Below are 19064 nucleotides of genomic sequence, written 5' to 3' on the forward strand. Positions count from 1 at the left end.
ATACCTCGTGTGAATCATTAACGACTGCGCCACTCACTGAGCTGGGCGTAAGCCATAACGGACATGATGGGAAACAGACTGGCAAAGGCGATCAGACCAAAGCCGTCAATCAGTGGATTACGTCCAGGTATGTTACTGGACAGGCCAATACCGAGAGCAGCGACCAAAGGAACGGTCACTGTGGAGGTGGTTACGCCACCGGAATCGTATGCCAGGGCGATGATGGTACGGGGGGCGACCATGGTTTGAAAAATCACCACCACATAGCCGGCGATGATGTACCAGTGCAGGGGTGTACCGGTGATGATCCGATAACTGCCGAGGGAAATGCCGATCGCGACCCCGATGGCCACGGCAATCCTCAAGCCCCATTGACTGATCGCCCCGGCGGATACCTGGTTGGCCTTGATTGCAACAGCAATCAGGGAAGGCTCCGCAATGGTGGTGGAAAAGCCGATACTGGCGGCAAACAGATAGACCCAGAAGTAGTGATGCCACTGAACAGTCTCTCCGGTAGTCGGGACATTCAGCAGCTCAGGTGAGGTGAGCTGGCTTGCCATCAGTTCACCCAAGGGGAAGAGGGCAAGATCAAGACCCTCAAGAAACAGCGCCAGGCCGAATAGCACCATCAAGAATCCAACACCTATCTCCTTGGCATTTTTCAGTGGCCTGCGTAGTACGAAGATCTGGAAGCCGAACAGGATCGCGGCAATCGGCAGGATGTCCAGCACAGTGCCTACCAGGATATTAAGAAAGTGGATGATACCTTCAGTCATAACATGATTCCGTAGAACATGACGAATATCATTGGTGTCAGGGAGGCAAATGCAATCAGACCGAACCCATCCGTCATCGGATTGCGCCCTTTGATACTGGAGGCCAGGCCCACCCCGAGTGCTGTCACCAGGGGAACGGTCACGGTGGATGTTGTGACACCCCCTGAGTCATAGGCGATACCGATGATCTCTTTGGGTGCAAAGGCGGTCATGATCACGACACCGATATAGCCGCCGATGATCAGATACTGCACCGGCCAGCCTTTGACGATCCTCAGGACACCCAGCACGATGGCGAATCCTACCGAAAGGGCCACGGTATAGCGGAGTCCCTGGGCATATTCGTGCATGGCCTCTATGGAATCATCGATCATGCCACCGTTTGCCGCAATTTTTGCCGCCTCCTCAGCAATCTTGATCAGCGCGGGTTCGGCCACTGTGGTGCCGAATCCAAGCGCAAAGGCAAATAACAGGAGCCAGCTGAGACTGCCTTTGCGGGCAAAGTTCCAGGCCATCGTCTCACCGAGGGGGAAGAGACCCAGGTTCAGGCCTTCGATGAACAAGCTCAGACCAAAAAGCACCAGAATCGTACCGATCAGCAGAGAACCCAGGTTGGGAATCGGTTGTTGCAGGACCACCATCTGGAAAAAAGCAATCACGATGAAGATCGGCAGAAGATCTCGAAAGCTGCTGAGAAGTGATGCGAATAGGCGCCGGATTGTATTCATTTCATTCGGGCCGGTTACTGTGAACAGTTGGTTGTTTTTGTTTGATGACTGGTGATAGACCCAGTTCTCCGATAACGAACCATACAATAGTTTGAGTTGAGCATCTATTACATTAGGGTCTGTTGACAAGAATCCGACCGGCCCTGCTGGAACTTCTGCTTAATGTGCGAAGCGTCGATCGACACTGATGGGTGTCTGTAGAGGCGATTGAGTGATTGCAAGGTCTGGTTGTGGGGCGGTGACAGATTCTCGGATAGGGGTTAACTTCCTGAATTTTGGAAAATTTGCTCCATAAGTGGGTAAATGATGGAATTAGTTTCCCAAAATCTTGCTTTATTGATCAATTACCTACACAGAGCTTCAGTCTGTATTATCTTTGCCGATATGTAGAAACTATTGATTGGACAGGCACTTGGTGCTAGTTTTTGAATAGTGTATCCAATGATGATGCAGAATGGCCCCAAAATGAGCATGGTTCTTTTGTGAGGCTATTCTCAGACGCTTATCTTTTACTGTCATAGCCTCTTAATAGGTGCAGACTAAAGGGAACTTGTAAGCATTTGCTTGGGTATGTGTGGGTTTTTTCAAGTGATTTTAGATGCAAAGGCAAGACAACATTATTACATTCGGCTCTGCTGTGCCTCATCAGAAAAATATTTCGCTGAATGCTAACGGGCGAAGGATTTCGTCTGAGTGCCGTAATCTGGTCATCAAGGCCATTCCCAAGTTAATGAATGATTTGTTCGAGAATCTGGACGATTCTCTCTATGAAATGGCGAACAAATCGGATAATAACGCACTGCAGAATGTCTACTTCGATTCCATGAGAGAGCTGCGCAAACAGCGCGCAGGGATCGATCGCGCCTTCACCCAGGAATTGCTCAGCATCTACGATCGCTATTGGCAGACCGGTGAGATTCATATCAATCAGCCAACCCTGGACGAATTGAGCCGGGACTCAGAGATGTCGCTGGTGGAAAATGACGATCTCGAAGAGTCTCTGGCAATAACCAATATGGTCAGCAAATCGGAAAGTCGGTTTACCCGGGAACTCTATGCCATGGGGCAGCGATTCGCATATGTCATGGGTGGTGGCAATATCAATGAGCAGATCGCCCAGCGATCTCCGCTGGAACCGGGTGTTGTCTGCAACGCATTTCAGTTTGCCATGTCGAGTGTGCCGGTTGAGCTGCCGGTCAAGCTGGTCGTTTACAAACTCTTTGACCGTCACGTGATGCACTATATCGGTGGTCTGTATGATGAAGTCAATCTGTTGCTGGGCCGCGCCGGTGTGATACCCAAGTTGACGCCGAAAGTGCGTCGCAATCCGATTGCTCCCAGCATGCGGGGTGATGCGGGTGAGAGCTACCTGGCCAGTGACTCATCCTATGTTTCAACCTCTCCGCCTTCCGCCTACCCTGAGAGTCAGATGACATCGACCGGCAGTGAAGTGCAGGCGGAGGTGTTTGCCACACTGCAGCAGTTACTGGGCACGCGTCGTGCCGGCAGCGGAAGCAGTATGCTGACGTCCAGCCTGATGCTGACGACGCCGAACGGCAATATCCCGGTGGTGGATACCGGCGAGTTGCTCGGTGCCCTTTCAGCGATCCAGCAGTCCAATGTGGTGATGTTGCCGCAAGGTAAGCGGATCGATCGAAGCCTGACTCCGGAAGAGATGCGGACCCGTCTGGTAACGGATCTGAAGATCGCAAAGGATGGGCAGCTGACCCGCTCCCTGGGCGATGCGGATAACGATACCATTGATGTTATCTCCATGCTGTTTGAGTTCATCCTTGATGACTACAGCCTGCCTGATGCGATGAAAGCCTTGATCAGCCGCCTGCAGATACCGATGCTGAAAGTGGCAATCATCGACAAAAGCTTCTTCAGTGAGAAGGTGCATCCGGCGAGGAGATTGTTGAACTCCCTGGCCCAGGCGGCGGTAGGCTGGAATGATACCGGTGACCGGGTCAACGACACCCTCTACACCAAGATCGAATCGACCATCAAACGGATCCTGAATGAGTTTCATGATGATCCGGAGCTGTTCGCCGAACTGGATAATGAGTTCTCCAAGTGGTGGGAGAAGGAGCAGCGTGGCGCACAGATCGCTGAAAAGCGCACCAACCAGATCACCCGGGGCAAGGAGCAGCTGAAGTCTGCCAAGCGGATCGTCTCCGAAGAACTCAATACGCGGTTACGTACCCAGAAGCTGGTACCACAAGCGGTGATGTCGATCCTGGAAGATGGCTGGAAGGATGCATTGCTGCTGATCTATCTGCGCGAAGGTGATCAGAGTCAGGACTGGACCGATGCGCTGGAGATCGTCGATCGGTTGTTGTGGAGTGTGCAGCCGAAGTCCGAGTATGGTGAACGCCAGCAACTGCTGCGTGGGATACCGGAACTGCTGCGCAATGTACGGGAGCGTCTGAATAGCATCTCCTTTGATCAGCACAAGATGGCCCGCCTGTTCAAAGAGTTACAGAATTGCCATATCCAGGTGCTGCGGGGCGGTGATGGCAGTCAGATGAACACCACCGGAACCCAGCCTGTCAGTCAATATGAGATTCACTTCCCGGACAGTCAGCTGACCTCCGATGACAACAGCCAGTTGATGGAGATGGCGGATGAAGCGATCTCCGACAGTGATGAATTTTCAAAGATGGCTACTGAACTCGAACCGGGTATGTGGCTGGAGATGGCGGATGGGCCCACTAAAGTTCGTGTCAAACTCTCCTGGAAGAGTAAAGTCACGGATACCTATATCTTTGTTAACCGCAAGGGTATGAAAGCTATGGAACTGACATCGGCCGGTGTGGCCAAGCAGTTGCGTGAAGGCAAAGCCAAAACGGTTGAAGTCTCATCCACACCGATCATGGATCGAGCGCTCGATGCCATGCTCAGCGCGCTGAAGAATACCGACGCTTCATCCGCTTCAGCCTGAAGCGGTAATCATTCTGATGATCGTTAGATCGACTGCACTCGGCAGGCGGGCATGCTCTGGCTGAAAGTAATATAATGTGGCCTGCCAAACCGGGGCGATTGGTAACAACAAGCCCTGGTTAAGATTAGCTAAACAATGAGAGAGAACAATGAGTGAAAAGATCACCGATTCCGGATTGAAAATTGAAGACTTAGTTGAGGGTGACGGCCAGCTTGCAGAGTCTGGTCAACGTGTCTCTGTACACTATACCGGCTGGTTGCTGGATGGGGATAAGTTCGACTCCTCAGTCGATCGGAATCAGCCGTTTGATTTCGCCTTGGGCAAAGGCATGGTGATCCGTGGTTGGGATGAAGGGGTTGCCGGTATGAAGGTAGGCGGTAAGCGCAGGCTGACCATCCCTCCTCAGTTGGGTTACGGCGCGCAAGGTGCCGGTGGCGTGATTCCGCCCAATGCAACGCTGGTATTTGATGTGGAACTGCTTGCCATATCCGGATGAATCTACACAGCAATCACTTTCTGATCAGCGGTCAGGTCAGTCAGGCACTGGCCGAGGATCTGGGCAGTGGTGACCTGACTGCCGCTCTGTTGCCAGCAGACGCCGTCACCCAGGCGCAGATCATCAGCCGGGAACAGGCTGTGATATGCGGGATTCCCTGGGTAAATGAAGTTTACCGGCAACTGGATCCGGCTATCGGGCTGGAGTGGTTGGTTGAAGATGGTGAGATGGTCACTGAGAATCAGCCGCTGTGCCGGCTCAGCGGAAACACCAGGGCATTGCTGAGTGGTGAACGTTGCGCTCTGAACTATCTGCAAAGCCTGTCAGGAACCGCTACCCTCGCCAGAAGTTATGCAGAAGCGGTATCCGGCATAGATGTGCGGATCCTGGATACGCGCAAGACGGTGCCGGGTCTGCGCCTGCAGCAGAAGTATGCTGTCCGCTGTGGTGGTTGTCATAACCACCGGGTGGGGCTGTATGATGCCGTGTTGATCAAAGAGAATCATATCCGGGCTGCCGGATCGATTGATGCTGCTTTGGCCAGATCCAGGGAGCTGGTGCCGGATGGGGTATCTGTCGAGATCGAAGTGGAAACGCTGGATGAGTTGCAACAGGCTCTCAATGCGGGCGTTCAGCGGGTGTTGCTGGACAATTTTACGTCCGAACATTTGCGTGAAGCGGTAAAGCTGGCTGCTGGGCGCGCCAGGCTGGAGGCCTCCGGTGGTATCAATTTAGCTACGATAAGAGAGATTGCCAAAACCGGAATCGATGATATCTCGATTGGCGCTCTGACCAAGGACATCCGTGCTATCGATCTGTCGATGTTGTTTGAGGAGTAGTCTCTGGCAATGGAAGAGGCGAGCGCCTGTTAACAGGAATCCAACGGGCGATGAGCCTGGTCTGGTTGTTCCAAATGAGCGACAAGCAACGCCGAGTGGCGCTTTTTCAGGCGTAATCCCCCATATTAGTCTTTAAAGAGGGAGCTGGATCTGTTTTATACACCCAGCAGGGCGTATTGGATTCGTGTGAACAGGGCTTGGTGGGGGGTCAGACCTTTTCGTCAATCAGGGTGCCGAGGGTTTCGTCAGCCGCCTTTAAGGTTTTCACCTGGGCCTTGACCAGATTGGCCTGCTGCTGCATTTCCACCATGGAGCGGGAGAGGTCCTTGGGATTCGATTGTTGAACCTGATTGGCACTGGCAATATCAGAGGCCACACGGCGCATTCCTTGAAGGCCTTTGTGGATGCCTTGCAGTGCTGATCCAGTGATTGAATTGATGCCCATAACTACAGCAAACCCTAACAATTTCGGTATTCCCTACCTGCTTAGTTGGCAGTTTTTTACAATTCTTTAATAGTTTCATTCTCAAGCGTGACCGATACCCCCAAGTTTATGAATTCACTTCCTTTATGGGGCTGTTTAATACCTTCGGCGAGCAATCAGCTGCACTTGCGGATTGGCGCAAATTCCCATTTGGTGGTGGCCCACTAGGGTGTCATTGTCTGAGTTGGCTGGAATTCGGAATAGCCATGGAGAAGGAGGCTGCACGAATTTCTGGCTTGCCCAAAAGAGGGTATAACACCACGGTGCTCCGCCATCTTTCTCTGATACTGCTTGACACAGACCTCACTGCTGGGGGATTCGATAAGATGTTGTTAGATGCCATACAATATGCATAACTGGCCCAGTAAGGCCGCTGTACTGATTGGCAGATTCCGCTGAAAAAGCCGGGCAGGCGTACCTCGCAGCCCTAATCTCAATCCTGTGGGAGGGAAGGTGGTACGCCTTTTCAGCTGAGGCGTTGATGGGATACGCTGAGATGGAAGGGAGGCAAGCTCCCTCATTAACGGCCTATGTGGGAGGGTGCCTAGACGCAACCGGTAGGTTTGGGCAATCCACCATATTTGGTAATCGGTTTCATCGGTCCTGTCAGCCAGAGTTGGAACATTGCTTTCTTGTCTTCACCCAGGTATTTGGAGAACTTGCGGATCGGTGGGACAACATTGAATTCGTTGAAATATTCTCTGGCTTTCAGGATCTGCTGCCACTTCTCGTCGGTCATTTCAAACTCATCTTCCTGTGCCATCGCCTTGGCAATTTCAGGTGTCCAAGCATTCATATCGGTGAGATAGCCGTCCCCATCTCGTTCTGGAATTTGGGTGTTCATCTGTCCTGCTCCTATTACCAAGTGAAAAGGTAGGTTATTACTTGGTAGGGAGTTTAAAGGTAATCAGGCTTATTTATCTACCCCAAACTTTTTGCGGATTTGTCTATCTTGAGGAGTGCCAAGCAAGATGAAATCCCATGATAGCCTGGCGGTGTGCTGTGTGGCTTGTCAGCCAGATTCGATCATCTGCAGGAAATCGTCCACACGCTCGCAAGCCTGGTGAGCGTGTACGCGCTGTAAGTTATCCCCATCCCTGATATCCAGCCCCATGGGATCCGCACCAACGGCTTCGACCCCAGCCGGGTTGCTCGGGAATCCCTGTTTTCCAAGATATTGAATCAATAATCGGTTGTTATGAGCGTTCAACTGATAGAGTGCCTCTGCCTCATCCGAGGTCGAAAAGGGACAGGTTGGTTCGATTCGGCTGCCGTCGAACCAGCGCGCCGAGCCGAATCCGCCAATAAAGTAGTATTGCTCCACACTCAGTTTATAAAAGTTGAAATTGAGTTCCTTGTGGTATCGGCGGGCCGTGGGGTAGTAACGGAAATAGCGCTCTGATGCGGCGGTGGAGTTGAGTGGTTCCGCCTTGGTCAGGCAGGTCAGTCGCGCCAGTTGCTGCACATCGCCGTTTCCACTTTCACTGAGTGTCATAGAGCAGCGAGGATCGCTCTCCAGGTTTCTGGTATGTTGCGCCAGATGGGAGATCAGCAGCAGCATGTTACCTTTTTGGTCTCTGCAGGTCGGCAGCAGCGAACCGAAAGGATAGCCTGGGAATTTAATCGAGTGGGTGGACAGTAGTCCGCTAAAGCTCTCATTCCAGAGTCGGTTGATACTCTGCAGCAGATCTTCTGATGATGTTTCGTTGTTCATCTTATTCTCGTTTTCTTCGCTGCAATCCATTGACTGATTTGTATCCTGCGTAAACCGGGAATCCCGGATTAAAACAACCGGGGCGGTTTACCTTGGTTTTCTGATTGGCCCGGTTTTTCCAGTAATCAGTAAGAACAGGGCTCACCCTTTAAGTTGGAATTGAAAAAATAGGGAGCTGGGTGGTTATCCGTTCAGGTGTTTACCTCTCCGATATGTTTCCGGATAGAATCTGGTTTGCTCGCCATGCGATTCGCCTTGCCACTTCTGATATCCATTTTTATTGCGCTGTAGATGCGATTGCAGCCTGCTGCGCTGAGTTGTTGTGTGGCGCTTTCCACGATACCCAGGGCCTGACTGACATTGTCGGTTTCGATCAGGGTACCCATTGCGGTCAACTGGTAGCTGACACCGCTCTCCCTGATCATTTCAATGACCTTACTGACTTCCCGGCTGACGCTCTCCCCTTGGTCGAGAGGGAAAATACTAAATTCGAGTAATACTGACATAAGCCAACCCTGCTGCCTAAGTGTTAACAGGCCCTAACAGGCCCTAACAGGCCCTAACAGGCCCTAACAGGCCCTAACAGGCCCTAATTCAATTCATCTTAGTTTATGAACCTGGCGACCGACTCATTTACTTTCAGCCACTCTGTGTGTCTCTGCAGTGAGTGCTCCAAAAAACAGTGCAGGCTTGCCCGCCACAGCCTCTCTTCAATATAGTCACAATGCTAGGGGCTTCAAGCATGCCCTGAGAGTGGGCTCTATGGTAACCAGGTCAATAATATACATACAAAAAGTAGCTTATTTCAGTCATTGTATGTGAATTTCCGCTATCCCCTAACCAATCTCTTCGCCCGCTGCAACCGGGTGTCTGCCTGAGATTGATCTTAAGCAGGAACCAAGTCGTAGCTTTTTAAGATTGCCTATTGATTTGGCAGGCTGAAAGAGAGAGGTTATGAATCCACCCCGCAGTTAATCGCCTGGCAACCAGAAATCTTGTTTCCTGGGTATAAAGAGAGCTTTGTGCAAGGTTTGCCACTGCGGCAGGAATTGTTCCCAAGCAGAAGTTCCCTGGTTAAGCCGGTATGAGGATCGCAGGTTTGGTTGTTTCAGCGTGAGTTTACAAATCTTAACAGCCGGCAGCTTTATTCGAAATGAGTGATTGCATAAGCTGCTTCATCAAGAGCGTTTTCAGTTTACAGAAGACGGTAGCTTCTCAATGCTTTGGAAAAACCAGTTATTCTCATGGGAAATCCACAGCCGATTATTTGTTAACAAATAGAGGCTGAAGGGGTGGGGTGGTCAACATTCCTGTCATTCATATCGATTTGATCTAACAACGAAAACAGTTTGGGAGAGAAAAAATGGATATCTCATTAGATACATTACTGAATACTTATGTCATTCCCTGGGGTACGAAAATCATTATGGCGGCGCTGGTGTTTATCATCGGCCGCTGGATTGCCAAGGCATTGACAAAGACCATGCAGAAGCTGATGACCAAAAGCAATGTCGATCCGATGTTGGTCAGCTTTCTGGGGAATATCGTCAATGGGGCACTGCTGGCGGTTGTGGTGCTGGCGGCGTTGGAGCAGTTGGGTGTCAATACCACCTCCGCACTGGCCATTCTCGGTGCTGCCGGCCTCGCGGTTGGTCTGGCTCTGAAAGATTCGCTTGCCAGTTTCGCCGCGGGCGTGATGCTGATCATCTTCCGTCCATTCAAACTGGGTGATTTTGTTGAGGCTGGTGGTGTTTCCGGAGTGGTTGAGGATATCCGCATCTTTCACAGTGTGCTGAAGACCGGTGACAACCGGGAGATCACCATGCCCAATGCGCAGATCTACAGCGGCACCATCATCAACTATTCCGCCCGTGAAACCCGTCGCATCGATCTGGTGATCGGGATTGGTTATGAAGACAACATTAAACAGGCCCGCGATCTGTTAACGCAGATTCTAACGGCTGATGAAACGGTTCTCACAGACCCCGCACCAACCATCATGCTGTTGGAGTTGGGTGAGAGCAGTGTTGATTTCGCAGTTCGACCCTGGGTTAAAAGTGGGGACTACTGGACTACCAGGGCAGCGTTACTGGAAGCCATAAAAACTCGTTTTGACCAGGAAGGTATCAGTATCCCCTATCCACAAAGGGATCTTCACATGATTCAGAAGAGCGCTGCCTGATATGCAGTGCTCAGTTCAGCACGGATGAATCACATAAAGAGGAACATTCTATGAAGACTAGTGTGAATCGTACTCTGATTTTGGCAATGGCTGGCTTGCTGTTTAGCGCCTCACTGCATGCCGAGAAGGGGTTGGCTTACAATCCGACTGGTAGTGTCTGGCGGACCGGATCAGGTGAGTGCTGGACAACATCCTATCGGGATAAAGCAACCCAGGAGAGTGGCTGTTTCGGCGAGCCGGTGGTTGCGGTCAAAGAGGATCAAACCGAAGCAGACAGTGATGGCGACGGTGTGGTTGATTCACAGGATAAGTGTCCAAACAGTGCCGCCGGGACAAAGGTTGGTGCCGATGGATGTCCTCTGGATAGTGATGGTGACGGTGTCATCGATGCTGAGGATAAATGTCCCGATACAGCACAGGGTCTCCAGGTTGATGCCATGGGCTGTGAAGTGGACAGTGATGGCGATGGTGTTGCTGATAGTCAGGATAGCTGTCCGAACACCCCGCCGGGTGCAACGGTCACCGCAGATGGGTGTGCTGTAAAAATCGTATTACAGAACATACAGTTCGAGCTAAACAGTCACCAGATCAGCGGAGCGTACAGCCAAGTCATCGAAAAGGTGGCTGCTTCGTTGAAGTCCCGTAGTGATATCAAGGCATTAACGGTGGTTGGCCATACCGATTCCTTAGGTAGTGCGACTTACAATCAGTCTCTATCGGAAAAACGTGCGCAAGCGGTTGCCGATGCCTTGGTTGCGCAGGGGGTAGATCAGGGAATGATGACGGTCAAGGGGATGGGGGAGAACTCTCCTGTTGCTGATAACAAGAGTGCCGACGGAAGAATGGAGAACCGTCGGGTTGAGTTAAAACTGGCCAACTGATCCGGCTGGCAAGATGAGGCCCTGATGGTACAACGCTCTGTATCACGGGGCCTTTCGTCATGGCTGAGTATAATCTTTTGCCAGATTGAAGGTAAAAAGTAACGATAGGGAAAGTATTAAACTATTCGCTGGCCGTAAGGCTGGATCCATGTCTGAGTGCTGATTTGTTGTTTCATTGAATAGGAATAGCGAATAATATGACAGAACGGTTTAATGTTGGTTAAAGTTTGGACGACTTGTATGGGGCTGTAGATTTAGGATATGGCAGCATCAGGGTGTTTCCCAACGCCTATAGTCGTTTCGTGATACGTCAGAGGGTCTCGTCGGCGTATTGCCTGAGTGGGAGTAGCTTATGCGAATAGCCTATTTGGAAGACGACAAAGTGCAATCGGGTGTTATGAAGGAGTGGCTGGAGGCTGAAGGATATGTCTGCCGCGTATTCGATAATGCGGACGCTTTTATGCGTGAACTGCGCCATGAAACATACGATTTATTGATTATGGATTGGGAGTTGCCCGGCAAGAGTGGTGTCGAGGTGCTTTCATGGGTCAGAGGAGAGCGGGAGTGGGATCTTCCGGTTTTTTTCATCACTCACAGGGATGGTGAACAGGATATCATCGAGGCCCTCGACAAAGGCGCCGATGACTATCTGGCCAAGCCGGTAAACCGTGAAGTCATGCTGGCAAGAATCAAGGCCCTGGTCAGACGACACAGCGGGCGACGGGATCTTATTCGGATTTCCAATTTTACTCTGAATAAAGAGAATAAAACCCTTACGTTGAAGGATGTGCCGATTGAGATGACTGAAAAGGAATTTCAGCTGGCATGGATGCTGTTTACCAATATCGGGCGACTGCTTTCCAGAGATCATCTGTTAGAGAGTATTTGGGGCTTCGGTCCAGGGTTGATGACTCGTACAGTCGATACCCATATCAGTCGTTTACGTAGAAAGTTGGGATTGACCCCGGAAAACGGCTGGCGATTGAAAGCGGTCTATCATCAGGGATATCGACTCGAGCAGCTCGAAGACGAAGGGTGAATGGTTGTTGGTTTAGTTACCCGGATAAAGACAGTACCTACGCTGATCGGCATGGTATTGTAATTTGATATGGTTAATGTCATTCGAGCTACAATACTGCTTCTCTTGCTGTTATCCACACTCTCCACCAAGGCCTGGTCGGAGGACTGGATATACAAGTTGCACGAAGGTGAGAACCTGACCCTGGTCAAGGAGCGTTTTCTCAAGCCTGAATTCAGCGCCTGGCAGTTGCAGGTTTACAACAGCATTGAGAAGGATAGGGAGATTCCGGTTGGCACCGAGGTCCGTGTGCCCATCGACTGGATGAGGGACCAGCTCGCTGGTGTCGAGGTCGTCTATGTCTACGGTAGTGTGTTTGTCATCCGCCGTGGGAATGCGGTGGAAAATGAGGCCCTGAAGGGCGATATTCTTAAAGCTGGAGATCGCATCAAAACGGCTGAAAGGTCTGCCGCTTCCCTGCGCTTTGCAGATCAATCCGTGTTGCTTGTCGGTGAGTCCAGTGAGGTCGTCTTCGATGCGCTCTCTTCCTATCAGGGAATTGGTATGCTGGATACCCGCATCCGATTACAACGGGGTCGGGTGGAAAACCGTATTACCCCGTTCTCAAGACCGAAATCCCGCTATGAAATACACACTCCAGCGGCGGTGACTGTGGTAAGAGGTACGGATTTCAGGGTTTCATCGGATCTGGCCGATGATGTGACACGGAGTGAGGTCACCGAGGGTGAGGTTCAAGTGACTGCACAAGGAACATCTGTGTTTGTTACGCGGGGTGAGGGGACCCGGGTGGTATCCGGAGAGCCACCGGCCGAACCGCGCAGACTGCTGCCGGCACCGGACATGACTGAATTGAATCTTACCCGGATTGATGACGGCCTGTTGTTGGAGTGGCCCGGGTTATCGGACGCTGTCAGCTATCGCTATCAGTTGAAGGATAGGGATCAGGTGCTGGTTGCGATCGGTATCAGCCAGACTCCCCATGTTGAGATACCCCCACAACCTGCGGGTGAGTACCATCTGTTGCTGCGTGGTATCGATGAGCTGGGATTGGAAGGCATGGAGGGAGAGACTCTCTTTCAGCTGGATTTACAGCCAGCGGTGGAGATAAAACCATCATCAGCACCAGTCGCTGCCACGCAGTTGATGCCACCAAAGTTTTTTCCGCATGGTATGTGGTTTCAATGGCGCGCTGCGGCGGATGCCTGGGGGTATAGATTTCTATTTGCCCGGGATCCGGGATTGAGCGATCTGCTTTTCGAACGGCTCTCTTTCGATACCGGCTTTGAAATGGGTTACCCTGGACCTGGGCGGTACTTTGTCGCGGTTGAGGCCTTGGCGGAAAACGATACAGAGAATAAGCGGTTATCAAATATCTATGTCATAGACATACCAGTCAGGTAGTGAGCGATATCAAGGGATTTGGACAAACGCCGGTAACATTTTACTTGATGATTAACCTCGTCATGATTGGATAGAACGAATTTTTGATGAAGGATTCGTTCTATCTTTTAAGCAACCGGCGGCGAAATGCTTTTCACCTATTACTATGCAGATCACAGCGAACAGATCATTGGAACAGCGGGCCCATCGGGGCTTGCCTGAGCCGTTCAGAAGTGCCCTGATACTGGCGCTGTTTACCACTCTGTTTGCCGCCAGTGGTTGGTTGCATCGTTGGGATCTGTTGCTTTATGACTTGCAAATGGGGGTGAAAACCGTTGCCCCGTCCGATGACATTGTCATTGTTGCGATCGATGAAAAGAGCCTGAGGGCACTGGGCAGATGGCCTTGGTCAAGGCGGGTGCATGCCGAGTTGGTGGATCGCCTGACCCAGTCGGGAGCGAAGGCAATCGTCTTCGATATCCTGATGGCGGAAGAGGACAGAACTGATCCCCAGGCCGATGTTCAGTTGATTCAGTCCGTCGCCGCCAGTGAGCGGGTCTTCATGCCGGTAATTACCGAGCAGAATCGACAGGGGGGTATGCTGGTTGAGTCGATGCCTCTGCCAGCCCTGTCTAATGTGGTGGCTGGTCTCGGGCATGTCCACATCGATCTGGACGCTGATGGTATTGCCCGAGGTGTTTATCTCTATGAGGGGCTTGGCCAGGCCTATTGGCCTCAATTGATGCTGAGTCTGCTGAATTGGCTCAATCCTGAACAGTATCCGCTGGATAATAAACCGCTGCCTAACCAGCAACACAATGTTCACCTGATCCGAAGGCATACCCATCGCCTGATCCCCTTTACCGGTCCCGCCGGTCACTATAACCGTTACTCATACAGCCAGGTGCTGGAGGGTGACTATATGGCCGATATGTTTCGTGACCGGATTGTGCTCGTCGGAGTCACGGCTACCGGAATCGGCGATGCTTTGCCAACCCCATTGTCAGGTTACGGTGTACCCATGCCCGGGGTGGAGATCAACGCCAATATTCTGGATAGTCTGCGGCGCAATGAAGCGGTCGCTCCGGTCAGTTTTCTGACCCATCTGCTGGGTAGTACCCTGGTGGTGATGCTGCCCTTCCTCTTCTATCCCTTCTTTCCGACCCGCGCGGCGCCTCTGGTGTCTGTGGCTCTGGTGATGGGATTTGTATTGGTGAACTGGATTCTGCTACGAGGTATGGAGATCTGGTTTCCTCCCTCTGCTGTGCTGCTGGGGCTGACACTGAGCTACCCGCTTTGGAGTTGGCGGCGTCTCGACCAGGCGGTGCGCTATCTGAACGAGCAGCTGGAGCGGATCCACCGGGAGCAGAGTCTGTTGCCTGTGCACCTTCCTGCGGGCGACATGTCGATGTCGATGCAGTTTCTCTCCCGTTTGATGCCATTGCAGGGCTGGGTCGTCTACGATGCACGCAGTGGAGAGCGGTTGATGGGTGGTGGTGAGACATTGGGCGAGCCGCTTGAAGCGCTGGGCAAGGAGGAGTGGCAGAGGTCCGGCGCAGAGCTCTGGACATTGATCGAACGACCGGAAGGTCATTGGCAGCTTGGATTGAGTTGGCCACGCAATGCGGTGCCTGAAGGTCGGGCGTTGGGATTGGTGAGTGATTTTGCCTATCAGTTCACCGAGAAACCCCAGACGGATGAGGGTGGGGTTTTGGAGCGTGTTGAGTTGCGGCTACGCCAGATGCGGGTGGCGACCGCCAGAATTCAGCGATTCCGTAACCTGATTCGCAATGCGGTCGGGCAGATGGACGATGGACTGATGGTGATCAACAGTCACGGTCAGGTGGTGATGTCCAACCCGCGGAGTGCTTTCTACCTGGGCCACGAAACCGATCAGGAGCTGCTGGGTGAGGACGCCTATAAGTTGCTGAAGGTGCTGGAAGTGCAGGGTGGGGAGTCCTGGGAAGATATCTTCAAAAAAGTGATGCTCGCCGATGAGCCGATACGCTTCGAGGCGATACGTCGACCCGATACCGAGTTGTTCGTACAACTGAAGTCTCTGCAGGGTGTGGAGGCCGATACCCATGGGATGATTGTCAATCTCTCTTATATCGGTACTCTGAAACGTTCTGAGCGCACCCGGGCCAAGATGCTCAACTTTCTCTCCCACGATATTCGCTCTCCAATCACCTCGCTGCTCTCATTGACTCAGTCGCAGCAGAAACGCCAGGGCAGTGCTGAAGTCCTGGCTGAAGAGATTGAGCCCCTGGCACGCCGTTCACTTAAGTTGGCCGATGACTTTCTGCGCCTGGCCAGGGCCGAAGCCGTGGAAGTGGCTTCATTCATCGATACGGACTTTGTCAGTGTCACCTGTAATGCGTTGGATGAGATCTATATCAAGGCCAAGGAACACCAGATCACTTTCGAAAGTGAGTTCGATGATGACGAGATCTGGCTATTGGGTGATCCCAGTCTGCTTGAGCGGGCGCTGTTCAATCTGATGGAAAATGCGGTTAAATTCTCACCCTCAGAGAGTCAGGTTTCGGTTAAGGTCTATCGGGATCAGGGTTCGGTGATCTGTGACATCGTCGATCAGGGGGCGGGCATACCGGAGGATCAGCTGCAGGAGATCTTTCTGCCCTTCATTCAATCCTCACTGAATGTCCTGTCCGATATCCGCGGGGTAGGTTTGGGGCTGAGTTTCGTCAAGGTGGTGGCCGACAAGCACCATGGTAAAGTCGCCGCGCGGAATAATCAGCAGGGTGGCGCCACCTTCTCGCTGAGTATTCCCTGCGAGAGTGAATCCCCCCTTCAGGACAACGATTAAGCCTATCCCCATATCCATCCTCTGTTTGGCGCGCCGAATCTGCCCTTGAGTCTGGTTCGCTGCTGCAGGAAAGAGAGCTCCCATCATTGCAAGCCGTGTCTCATTCAAAGGTGTGATCGAACACTTGCGTGTGAAGCTTGATTGGCGACTTGAAAATGAGCTCAAGCCATCATTGGGGTTTGTTAGCGCACTCTGAAAACAGGCATAATAGTCGTTTGAAATGCTAACTGTCGGAGCCTGAGATGCCACAATATCGTTCACATACCACCACCCATGGCCGCAACATGGCGGGTGCCCGCGCCCTCTGGCGGGCTACCGGTATGACAGATGACGATTTTGACAAGCCGATCATCGCGGTTGCCAACTCATTCACCCAGTTTGTACCCGGACATGTTCATCTGAAAGATCTGGGGCAGTTGGTGGCCCGGGAGATCGAGCAAGCTGGCGGGGTTGCCAAGGAGTTCAATACCATTGCGGTGGATGACGGTATCGCCATGGGACATGGGGGCATGCTCTACTCGCTACCCTCCCGGGATATCATTGCGGATTCTGTGGAATATATGGTCAATGCCCACTGTGCCGATGCCCTGGTCTGTATCTCCAACTGCGACAAAATCACGCCCGGAATGCTGATGGCATCATTGCGCCTGAACATCCCCACCGTGTTCGTCTCCGGCGGACCCATGGAGGCAGGTAAGGTTAAGCTGCAGGGCAAGGAACTCCATCTGGATCTGGTGGATGCCATGGTCTCCGCTGCGGATCCCAATGAGAGCGACGAAAACGTGGCCCAGATTGAACGATCCGCCTGCCCTACCTGTGGCTCCTGCTCAGGCATGTTCACCGCCAACTCCATGAACTGTCTTACCGAAGCGCTGGGGTTGTCACTTCCCGGCAATGGTTCTCTGTTGGCCACCCATGCGGATCGGGAGCAGCTGTTTCTCGAGGCGGGAAGACTGGTGGTCGATCTGGCCAGGCGCTGGTATGAGCAGGACGATGCCTCGGTTCTGCCCAGAGAGATTGCCAGTTTCCAGGCATTCGAAAATGCCATGAGTCTCGACATCGCGATGGGAGGCTCCACCAATACGGTACTGCACCTGTTGGCAGCGGCCCATGAAGGTGAGGTGGATTTCACCATGCAGGATATCGATCGATTGAGCCGTTTGGTACCGAATCTGTGCAAGGTGGCGCCAGCCACACAGCAATACCATATGGAGGATGTGCATCGGGCCGGCGGGGTGATCGGAATCCTCGGAGAGCTTGACCGGGCCGGGCTGATTAAACGGGATGTGCCCACCGTCTATGCAAAAAGCCTTGCCGAGGCGCTGGACAGTTGGGATGTGATCCGTACCGAAGAGGCGGTGGTTCACAGTCGCTATCTGGCGGCGCCAGGTGGTGTGCCGACCCAGGTGGCCTTCAGTCAGCAAGCCCGCTGGCCTGGCCTCGATCTGGATCGAAGTGCCGGCTGTATACGTGATTTGGAACACGCCTATTCGAAGGATGGTGGTCTGGCCGTGCTGTTTGGTAACCTGGCTGAACATGGCTGCATCGTAAAGACCGCCGGTGTGGATGAGTCGATCCTCAAGTTTTCCGGTCCGGCACGGATTTTTGAGAGTCAGGAGGCGGCTGTCGAGGCGATTCTGGCCGACCGGATCAATCCCGGTGATGTGGTCATCATCCGCTATGAGGGGCCGAAAGGCGGCCCAGGCATGCAGGAGATGCTCTATCCAACCAGTTACCTGAAATCGAAAGGTCTTGGCAAACAGTGTGCCCTGATCACTGATGGCCGGTTTTCCGGCGGCACCTCCGGGCTGTCGATCGGGCACTGCTCTCCCGAGGCGGCCGAGGGCGGCAATATCGGCCTGGTGGAAGAGGGGGATCGGATCGAAATCGATATTCCCAACCGTACCATTCAGGTGGCAATCAGCGATCAGCAGTTGGTGCAGCGACGCGAACAGATGAATGAGCGAGAGCAGGCCTGGAAACCTGTCTCACGACAGCGCCAGGTATCCACGGCACTGAAGGCCTATGCGGCATTGACTACCTCGGCAGCCCGTGGGGCGGTCAGGGATCTCTCACAACTCGATTGATTGGGTTCTACAGTGACTGGCTGTACGATTTATCGGCTTAGGCGTGAATGGTACCTACTTAAGCGTTATTTGGTGGGGCATGGCCCCACCCTACGGTTGGATTCATGGTGTAGGGTGGGGCCATGCCCCACCAAAACCCTCTGATAAAATAAGATGCAATGAGTTTAGTGCATAAGTTAAGTGCCATTCGGCTTAGGAGTTGGTTTTTGAGCCATGCTGGTGACGTTTTATAAGCAAAACCTGGCTGGAAGCTGGTCTGCCGGCGCAGGTTTCTATATTGGTTTGAGCCTGATGATGACAGGCTGTAGCGGTGGTGATCCAACCGCTACAGATCCCGAGTTGATCTTCGAAGATGGATTTGAGACCCCATACGAGCAGGTAGCGCTGCTTGATGAGGGAGGCACCATAGTGCGTGGTTTCAGTGCTTGGCTCAAATTGTCCACTGAGCTGACAGAACTGAAGCTTCGTAGAAGCAGTGACTATGCGTTTGTGGATTGTGAGAAACCGGCAGAGTGGTTTCACCAAGTCAGTGGTGATGAGGTATTACTGGTCAATCGCGGCGCGTTGACCTGCCAAAGATTCACCGATAAGCGTTTCGATTTTGACAATGGCCGATGGCTGGTTACCGACACGAGTCGCGGCATCATCTATTACCGGGTTTGGAAACTGAATCACTGAGTCTGACAC

General features: G+C 52.5%; 16 protein-coding genes. 10 read left to right on the plus strand and 6 right to left on the minus strand.

The window, feature by feature from the left end; translation table 11 throughout:
• Window positions 1-17: 17 nt before the first annotated feature.
• Complete coding sequence (locus AC4IE8_RS07560) at window positions 18-776, minus strand: DUF1538 domain-containing protein (protein ID WP_068989888.1); 759 nt, start codon at window positions 774-776, stop codon at window positions 18-20.
• Complete coding sequence (locus tag AC4IE8_RS07565; RefSeq protein WP_068991617.1) at window positions 773-1504, minus strand: DUF1538 domain-containing protein; 732 nt, start codon at window positions 1502-1504, stop codon at window positions 773-775. Before AC4IE8_RS07565 ends, AC4IE8_RS07560 begins: the two co-directional genes overlap by 4 nt.
• Before the next feature lie 598 nt (window positions 1505-2102).
• Here AC4IE8_RS07565 and AC4IE8_RS07570 point away from each other — a divergent pair.
• The 3 genes from AC4IE8_RS07570 (at window position 2103) to nadC (ending at window position 5783) form a co-directional block, all read left to right on the plus strand.
• Window positions 2103-4448: a DUF1631 domain-containing protein gene (locus AC4IE8_RS07570; RefSeq protein ID WP_490790703.1), complete on the plus strand. Its 2346-nt coding sequence runs from the start codon at window positions 2103-2105 to the stop codon at window positions 4446-4448.
• A gap of 148 nt (window positions 4449-4596) precedes the next feature.
• A complete protein-coding gene (locus tag AC4IE8_RS07575; RefSeq protein ID WP_068989894.1) occupies window positions 4597-4944 on the plus strand; it encodes an FKBP-type peptidyl-prolyl cis-trans isomerase in 348 nt (115 codons plus the stop codon).
• A complete protein-coding gene (gene nadC, locus AC4IE8_RS07580; protein ID WP_068989897.1) occupies window positions 4941-5783 on the plus strand; it encodes a carboxylating nicotinate-nucleotide diphosphorylase in 843 nt (280 codons plus the stop codon). The genes AC4IE8_RS07575 and nadC overlap by 4 nt, the downstream gene beginning before the upstream one ends.
• A gap of 208 nt (window positions 5784-5991) precedes the next feature.
• Here the strand turns inward: nadC and AC4IE8_RS07585 are convergent, their stop codons facing one another.
• From AC4IE8_RS07585 to AC4IE8_RS07600, 4 genes are all read right to left on the minus strand, one after another.
• The gene (locus AC4IE8_RS07585; RefSeq protein WP_490790704.1) at window positions 5992-6159 is read right to left on the minus strand and encodes a hypothetical protein; all 168 of its coding nucleotides are present in this window, start codon (window positions 6157-6159) and stop codon (window positions 5992-5994) included.
• Between the two features lie 652 nt (window positions 6160-6811).
• Entirely contained in the window at window positions 6812-7111 is a 300-nt protein-coding gene (locus tag AC4IE8_RS07590; RefSeq protein WP_068989904.1) for a TusE/DsrC/DsvC family sulfur relay protein, read from the minus strand.
• A gap of 168 nt (window positions 7112-7279) precedes the next feature.
• A complete protein-coding gene (locus AC4IE8_RS07595; protein ID WP_490790705.1) occupies window positions 7280-7981 on the minus strand; it encodes a HugZ family pyridoxamine 5'-phosphate oxidase in 702 nt (233 codons plus the stop codon).
• Between the two features lie 191 nt (window positions 7982-8172).
• Entirely contained in the window at window positions 8173-8487 is a 315-nt protein-coding gene (locus AC4IE8_RS07600; protein ID WP_490790706.1) for an MTH1187 family thiamine-binding protein, read from the minus strand.
• Window positions 8488-9344: 857 nt separating this feature from the next.
• On the opposite strand from AC4IE8_RS07600, the gene AC4IE8_RS07605 reads away from it, so the two are divergent.
• The 7 genes from AC4IE8_RS07605 to AC4IE8_RS07635 all read left to right on the plus strand — a co-directional run bounded on the left by AC4IE8_RS07605 (window position 9345) and on the right by AC4IE8_RS07635 (window position 19055).
• Window positions 9345-10163, plus strand: coding sequence for a mechanosensitive ion channel family protein (locus AC4IE8_RS07605; protein WP_068989914.1), 819 nt, complete (start codon window positions 9345-9347; stop codon window positions 10161-10163).
• A gap of 50 nt (window positions 10164-10213) precedes the next feature.
• Window positions 10214-11044, plus strand: a complete 831-nt coding sequence (locus AC4IE8_RS07610; RefSeq protein WP_068989919.1) for an OmpA family protein — start codon at window positions 10214-10216, stop codon at window positions 11042-11044.
• 352 nt (window positions 11045-11396) lie between these two features.
• Complete coding sequence (locus AC4IE8_RS07615; RefSeq protein ID WP_068989922.1) at window positions 11397-12083, plus strand: response regulator transcription factor; 687 nt, start codon at window positions 11397-11399, stop codon at window positions 12081-12083.
• Between the two features lie 69 nt (window positions 12084-12152).
• Complete coding sequence (locus AC4IE8_RS07620) at window positions 12153-13484, plus strand: FecR family protein (protein ID WP_490790707.1); 1332 nt, start codon at window positions 12153-12155, stop codon at window positions 13482-13484.
• A gap of 145 nt (window positions 13485-13629) precedes the next feature.
• A complete protein-coding gene (locus tag AC4IE8_RS07625) occupies window positions 13630-16290 on the plus strand; it encodes a CHASE2 domain-containing protein (RefSeq protein WP_490790708.1) in 2661 nt (886 codons plus the stop codon).
• 242 nt (window positions 16291-16532) lie between these two features.
• Window positions 16533-18377: a dihydroxy-acid dehydratase gene (gene ilvD / locus AC4IE8_RS07630; RefSeq protein ID WP_490790709.1), complete on the plus strand. Its 1845-nt coding sequence runs from the start codon at window positions 16533-16535 to the stop codon at window positions 18375-18377.
• Window positions 18378-18590: 213 nt separating this feature from the next.
• Window positions 18591-19055: a hypothetical protein gene (locus tag AC4IE8_RS07635; RefSeq protein ID WP_490790710.1), complete on the plus strand. Its 465-nt coding sequence runs from the start codon at window positions 18591-18593 to the stop codon at window positions 19053-19055.
• Window positions 19056-19064: the final 9 nt, after the last annotated feature.

It is taken from the genome of Candidatus Thiodiazotropha sp. AKAK2 (assembly GCF_058244685.1).

What these genes read in the sequence shown, in the direction of transcription:
- AC4IE8_RS07560 (WP_068989888.1), bottom strand. Translation starts at nt 776, where the DNA reads ATGACTGAAGGTATCATCCACTTTCTTAATATCCTGGTAGGCACTGTG.
- AC4IE8_RS07565 (WP_068991617.1), bottom strand. Translation starts at nt 1,504, where the DNA reads ATGAATACAATCCGGCGCCTATTCGCATCACTTCTCAGCAGCTTTCGA.
- AC4IE8_RS07570 (WP_490790703.1), top strand. Translation starts at nt 2,103, where the DNA reads ATGCAAAGGCAAGACAACATTATTACATTCGGCTCTGCTGTGCCTCAT.
- AC4IE8_RS07575 (WP_068989894.1), top strand. Translation starts at nt 4,597, where the DNA reads ATGAGTGAAAAGATCACCGATTCCGGATTGAAAATTGAAGACTTAGTT.
- nadC (WP_068989897.1), top strand. Translation starts at nt 4,941, where the DNA reads ATGAATCTACACAGCAATCACTTTCTGATCAGCGGTCAGGTCAGTCAG.
- AC4IE8_RS07590 (WP_068989904.1), bottom strand. Translation starts at nt 7,111, where the DNA reads ATGAACACCCAAATTCCAGAACGAGATGGGGACGGCTATCTCACCGAT.
- AC4IE8_RS07595 (WP_490790705.1), bottom strand. Translation starts at nt 7,981, where the DNA reads ATGAACAACGAAACATCATCAGAAGATCTGCTGCAGAGTATCAACCGA.
- AC4IE8_RS07600 (WP_490790706.1), bottom strand. Translation starts at nt 8,487, where the DNA reads ATGTCAGTATTACTCGAATTTAGTATTTTCCCTCTCGACCAAGGGGAG.
- AC4IE8_RS07605 (WP_068989914.1), top strand. Translation starts at nt 9,345, where the DNA reads ATGGATATCTCATTAGATACATTACTGAATACTTATGTCATTCCCTGG.
- AC4IE8_RS07610 (WP_068989919.1), top strand. Translation starts at nt 10,214, where the DNA reads ATGAAGACTAGTGTGAATCGTACTCTGATTTTGGCAATGGCTGGCTTG.
- AC4IE8_RS07615 (WP_068989922.1), top strand. Translation starts at nt 11,397, where the DNA reads ATGCGAATAGCCTATTTGGAAGACGACAAAGTGCAATCGGGTGTTATG.
- AC4IE8_RS07620 (WP_490790707.1), top strand. Translation starts at nt 12,153, where the DNA reads ATGGTTAATGTCATTCGAGCTACAATACTGCTTCTCTTGCTGTTATCC.
- AC4IE8_RS07625 (WP_490790708.1), top strand. Translation starts at nt 13,630, where the DNA reads ATGCAGATCACAGCGAACAGATCATTGGAACAGCGGGCCCATCGGGGC.
- ilvD (WP_490790709.1), top strand. Translation starts at nt 16,533, where the DNA reads ATGCCACAATATCGTTCACATACCACCACCCATGGCCGCAACATGGCG.
- AC4IE8_RS07635 (WP_490790710.1), top strand. Translation starts at nt 18,591, where the DNA reads ATGCTGGTGACGTTTTATAAGCAAAACCTGGCTGGAAGCTGGTCTGCC.